Origin of the sequence: uncultured Caulobacter sp., from assembly GCF_937900395.1 — a bacterium.
Lineage (GTDB): Bacteria > Pseudomonadota > Alphaproteobacteria > Caulobacterales > Caulobacteraceae > Caulobacter.
On the sequence record NZ_CALCDX010000234.1, the window covers coordinates 1 to 5,353 of the forward strand.

Consider the following 5,353-nt stretch of genomic DNA (forward strand, 5'->3'; position numbering starts at 1 on the left):
TCCACCCAGTCGCCCAGCTTGGCGCCCGACAGGAAGTCGCACATCAGCCGCACCGTGACCCAGCTGTAGGACTTCTGCAGCGAGATGATCCGGCCCCAGGCCATGTCGGCGAAGCTCATGAGCATGCCGCCGTGGCAGTTGCCCAGGCCGTTGGTGTGGTGCTCCTCGACGCGGAAGGCCAGGCGCGCCTGGCCGGGGCCTTCGCTATGCTCGAACAGGGGGCCGATCTGGCGACCAAAGCCTCGCGACCAGTTCAGTTGCGAGAAGCCTTCTGGGATCGCGGCTGTCTGGGCGTCTGTCAGGTCGTCGGACATAAGGTCAGGCTAACGAGCGTTTGAATAAAGGGGAAGCCTTCCGTAAGGACGGCGGACCGGCCGGCGTCTAACCTCTTCGAAACGGGGGACCGATGGGCCGGGATACTGACAGGGATTTCGCCGACTGGCTGGCGCCGCATCTGCCGATGCTGCACCGGACGGCGCGGGCCTTCGCCGATCCCGCGGACCAGCACGACCTGCTGCAGGAGATGTCGCTGGCCTTGTGGAAGGCGCGACCGAGGTTCAGGGCGGAAAGCGCCGCGAGCACCTTCGTCCACCGCGTGGCCCACAACGCCGCCCTCACCTGGCGGCGGGGCGAGGCGCGCCGACGGTTGCGCGGCGTCGCGATCGAGGCCGGGCTCGCCGAGCGCGAGGCGGGGACCGACCCGCAGGGCGTCCTGCTGGAGCGCCTCTACGCCGCCATCCGCCAGCTGCCGCCGGTGGACCGCTCGCTGATCCTGCTGTCGCTGGACGGCCTCTCCTACCTCGAGATCGCCCGTCTGCATGGCCTTTCGGAAACCAATGTCGGGGCGCGGCTGACCCGGATCCGCCAGCGCGTCGCCAGCCTCGTGGAGGAGGCCGACCATGGAGTTTGACCGTCTCGAGGCCGCCTGGCGCTCGCCCGCCAACACGCCCGACGCCCGCGTCCAGGCCTATCTGATGGAGGAAGTCATGAAGTCTCTGAAGGCCCGCCGCCGCGGCGAGATCCTGCTGTTCGCCATCCCAGCGGTCACCATGTCGATCTTCACCGCCATCGCGGTCCGGGCGATCGCCCAGGGGCGCATGGATCCAGCCCGCGAGTGGGGCGCCCTCGTGATGCTGGGCGTCTGCTGGCTGGTCCTGGGAGCGGTTCTCGTGGCCGGCGTGCTGCTGCGCCACCGGCGCAGTCAGGATCAGGGATCGATGCGCGACACCCTCGCGGCCATGCTCTCCGCCAACCGGCGGGCGCGGACCAATCTGAAGATCTTCCTGATGATGCTGCCGGTCTTCCTTGTCCCGATGCTGTTTAGCGTCACGCAGTTGCACCAGGTCGGCAAGGCCAGCGAGCGCGACGCCTGGCAGATGCTGCTGGTCTTCGGCCTGGCCCTCGGCGCCAGCGTCACCTGGAACACGGCGCGCTACTTCGGGGTCATGAAGCCCGAACAGCGTCGGCTAGAGGCGCTGCTGAAGGAGTATGAATAACCCACCATTCCGATTTCCCCGGCGAATGCCGGGGCCCAGATGGAAGAGTGTTGAAGTGGGCTCTAAGCACGCGGCGCGCCTCCCATTAGATCAGGCGCTTTGAGATCTGGGTCCCGGCATTCGCCGGGAAGATCGGATTTCTAGATTCCCACCGCCGCCAGCGCCTTGGCCTGCCGCTCGGCCACCGCCTCTTCCGAGAAGCCTTCCAGCGAGGCCTCGAACATCCGGCGCCAGTTATGGCTGGCGCCAAGGTGCAGGAACGCCGCGCCGAGGCCGATGGCGGCGCGGTCCATGAACACGAACTCGCGCGGGATGGTGACGCCGCCGACCGCCTTCAGGGCCTGGCGCACCTTGAACGCCTCGCGGCGGCCGTACTCGCCGGGCGGCACGTCGTCGGCGACGGTGCGGACCCGGTCGTCCAACAGCGGGCCGTAGATGAAGCGGGCCCAGACGTTGAGGGTGTCGACCAGCTCGTCGGTCAGACCCTGGAAGCCCCAGGTGCGGTACGCCTCCATCTGCTCGGCGCGATCGTCGTTGGACAGGGCGCGATAGAGCCGCACCACCCCGGCCACGAACTTCGGCGGGAAGATGCGGATACAGCCGAAATCCAGCAGGTTCAGGTGCGCCGCGCCCTCTCCTGCGAAGGTGTAGTTCCCCAGGTGCGGGTCGCCGTGAATGATGCCGAGATGCGTCATCGGGCTCCACCAGGCCTCGAACAGCAGGGCCGCGATGCGGTCGCGGACCTCCTGCGGCGCGGTCTTGAAGGTGAGCAGGCCCTGCCCGTCCAGCCAGGTCATCGACAGCAGGCGCCCCGTGGATAGCTCCTGAACCGGTGTTGGCGTGCGGATCGTCTCGCGGCCGGCGAAGAAGGTTCCGTAGAGGGCCATCAGCTTGGCCTCGCGGGCGTAGTCCAGCTCCTCGCGCAGGCGGTCGCCGATCTCGACGATCATCTCCGACGGGTCGATCGAGCCGTCCATCCGCTTGAACAGGTTGATCAGGGCGCGCAGCTGGCCCAGGTCGCTTTCGACCGCGCTCTGCATGTCCGGATACTGCAGCTTCACGGCCAGGGCTCGGCCATCGTGGGCCGTGGCGCGGTGCACCTGGCCGAGAGAGGCCGCGGCGGACGCCTCGTGCTCGAAACTGGCGAACTTGCCTTGCCAGTCGGCGCCCAGTTCGGCCGCCATCCGTCGGCGCACGAACGGCCAGCCCATGGCCGGCGCGTTGGTCTGCAGCTCGGCCAACTCCTTGGCGAACTCGGGCGGCAGGAGGTCGGGCACCGTGGCGAACATCTGGGCCGCCTTCATCAGCGGGCCCTTGAGACCGCCCAGCGCCGCCTTCAGCGCCTTGGCGTTGCGGGCGTCGGCCTCGTCGCCGCCGAACATGCGGTTGGCGCCGTAGCTGACGGCGGCGCCGGAAAGACCCGCGCCGACCTTCGCGAAGCGCGAGAGGCGGCCCGAGAGGCGGTCGCGTTCGGGGTCTTGCACCATCAGATCAACGCTCCAATCCCTTCTCCCCTTGCGGGAGAAGGTGTCGCGAAGCGACGGATGAGGGGTCGCGCGGGCAGTCGGAGAAACCCCTCATCCGACCGCCTGCGGCGGCCACCTTCTCCCACAAGGGGAGAAGGACGCTCACACCAAAGCCTCGAACTCATCCACCAGCCGTTCCAGCTGGGCGCAGCCGGCGGCCCAGAAGGCCTTCTCGCGCGGGTTCAGCCCGAACGGCGCCAGGGCCTCCACATAGGTCTTGGTCCCGCCCGCCGCGAGCAGATCTTCGTAGAGCGGCGCGAACGCCGCCGGGTCCTCGCGGCGCTTCTCCATCAGGCCGCGCACCAGCAGGTCCCCGAACGCATAGGCGTAGACGTAGAACGGCGCGTGGCAGAAGTGGCTGACATAGGCCCAATAATGCTCGTAGCCGGCGTTCAGCTTCACGGCCGGGCCAAGACTTTCGCCCATCACGTCCAGCCACAGGGCCCCGATCTGGTCGGACGACAGCTCGCCCTCCAGCCGCGCCTCGTGGAAGCGGCGCTCGAAGCGGTGGAAGGCGATCTGGCGGACGACGGTGTTCAGGCCATCCTCGATCTTGCCGGCCAGCAGGCCCTTGCGATCTTCCGGGGTCGCCTCGGCCAGCAGGCGGTCGAAGACCAGGCCCTCGCCGAAGATCGAGGCCGTCTCGGCCAGGGTCAGCGGCGTGTCGGCCAGCAGGGTGCCCAGCGGCTGGCACAGGGTCTGATGCACCGCGTGGCCCAGCTCGTGGGCCAGGGTCAGCACGTCGCGCCGCTCGCCCATGTAGTTCATGAACACGAACGGGTGGCGGTCGGCGGTCACCGGATGGGCGAAGGCGCCCGACTGCTTGCCGGGGCGGGGCTTGGCGTCGATCCAGGGCTTGTCGAAGAACACCCGGGCGGCGTCGGCGAACTGGGGCGCCAGGTCCTGGAAGCTCTCCAGCACCATGCCCTTGGCCTCGTCCCAGGCGTAGTTGCGCGGCGCCGCGGCGGTCAGGGGCGCGTTGCGGTCCCAATAATCCAGCGTCTGAAGGCCCATGACCTTGGCCTTCAGGGCGTAATAGCGGTGCGACAGGCGCGGATAGGCTTCGACCACCGCCTGCTCCAGGGCGTCCACCGCGTCGGCGTCGACCTCGTTGGCCAGGTGGCGCGACTGGGCGGGCGTCTCGTAATGACGCCAGCGATCCTCGACCTGTTTCTCGAAGGCCAGGGTGTTGAGCACCAGGGCCTGGGTCGAGACGCGCTCCTCCAGCGCCTTGGCGAGGCCCTCGGCGGCGGCCTTGCGGCGGCCGACGTCGGGATCGGAGAGGCGGTTCAGCGCCTCGGCCAGGGTCAGGCTCTCGTCGCCGACGGGGGCCGTGAGCTTGGCCAGGGTCTCGTCCCACAGCCGCACCCAGTTGGCGACGGCGGGCGCCTTGTCGACGATGAAGCGCTCAAGTTCCGGCGACAGCTCGTGCGGACGCGACAGGCGCACGCGGCGCAGCCACGGCGCCCAGCGGGCGGCGTCGGGATGCGCTTCGAGCGCCTTGGCGATCTCGCCGTCCTCCAGCTGGTTCAGCTCCAGCGTGAAGAACAGGCTCTCGGCGGCGATCTGGGACGAGCGGGCGCGCAGGTCGGCCTCGAACTTGGCCCAGGCCGGATCGTCGCGCGCGACCGAAGCCGCCAGGGCGGCGTAGGCGCCGACGCCCCACAGGCCGTTGGTGGCCTGCTCATAGAGCGTGATCCCGCGATCCAGCAGCACGCCCAGGCGCTGGGGCTCCTTGCGGGCTTCCAGGAACATTCCCTCCAGCGAGGCCAGCTCGTCATTGGCGGCCTTGGCGGCGGCCAGGTGGGTCTCGATGCGGGGGTCGTCGCGGCCGACATAGAGATCGGCCAGGTTCCATTCGGGCGGGGCGTCGGGCTTGAAAGGCGCGTTCATGGCTCAGCAGATAGGCCTCCGCCCCCCGCCCGCGCAATGCGTCAGATCATCTGGCCGACGAGTGATCCGCCGCCTTGGCCATAAGATGTTGTTAAGCCTAAACCTTAAGGTTCGCGACACCTCTCCGAAAGCCGGCGTTTACCCCGTGAGTGTATCACTCTGAACCAACAAGAGCCTCGCTCCATGTGGGCGTGGCCGGTTCTGGTGGATGTGCCCAATGACCAAGACGGTGCTGGTCGTCGATGACGACCCGACCCAACGTCGATTGATCCAGGCCGTGCTCGAGCGCGAAGGTTTCGCTGTCTCGCACGCCGACAGCGGCGACACGGCCATCGCGCACCTGACCTCTGGCGCGCCGGCGGATGTGATCCTGCTTGACCTCGTCATGCCCGGCCTGTCCGGCCAGGACGCCCTGGCCGAGATGCGCGCGCGCGGCTT

Annotated in this window: 6 protein-coding genes; 3 read left to right on the forward strand and 3 right to left on the reverse strand. The window is 68.6% G+C overall.

The window, feature by feature from the left end; genetic code table 11:
- On the reverse strand, positions 1 to 314 hold a 314-nt coding region (locus Q0379_RS21015), incomplete at its 3' end, for a PaaI family thioesterase (protein WP_299016362.1).
- A gap of 92 nt (positions 315 to 406) precedes the next feature.
- Here Q0379_RS21015 and Q0379_RS21020 point away from each other — a divergent pair.
- Entirely contained in the window at positions 407 to 910 is a 504-nt protein-coding gene (locus Q0379_RS21020) for an RNA polymerase sigma factor (RefSeq protein ID WP_299016365.1), read from the forward strand.
- On the forward strand, positions 900 to 1,496 hold the full coding sequence (locus Q0379_RS21025) for a hypothetical protein (protein ID WP_299016368.1): 597 nt from the start codon (positions 900 to 902) through the stop codon (positions 1,494 to 1,496). The genes Q0379_RS21020 and Q0379_RS21025 overlap by 11 nt, the downstream gene beginning before the upstream one ends.
- Positions 1,497 to 1,636: 140 nt before the next feature.
- Here Q0379_RS21025 and Q0379_RS21030 read toward each other — a convergent pair whose 3' ends face one another.
- Both Q0379_RS21030 and Q0379_RS21035 read right to left on the reverse strand, forming a co-directional pair.
- The gene (locus Q0379_RS21030; protein ID WP_299016371.1) at positions 1,637 to 2,983 is read right to left on the reverse strand and encodes an AarF/UbiB family protein; all 1,347 of its coding nucleotides are present in this window, start codon (positions 2,981 to 2,983) and stop codon (positions 1,637 to 1,639) included.
- Between the two features lie 141 nt (positions 2,984 to 3,124).
- On the reverse strand, positions 3,125 to 4,915 hold the full coding sequence (locus Q0379_RS21035) for a M3 family oligoendopeptidase (RefSeq protein ID WP_299016376.1): 1,791 nt from the start codon (positions 4,913 to 4,915) through the stop codon (positions 3,125 to 3,127).
- A gap of 217 nt (positions 4,916 to 5,132) precedes the next feature.
- Here Q0379_RS21035 and Q0379_RS21040 point away from each other — a divergent pair.
- A partial coding sequence (locus Q0379_RS21040; protein ID WP_299016379.1) for a response regulator occupies positions 5,133 to 5,353 on the forward strand: 221 nt, incomplete at its 3' end.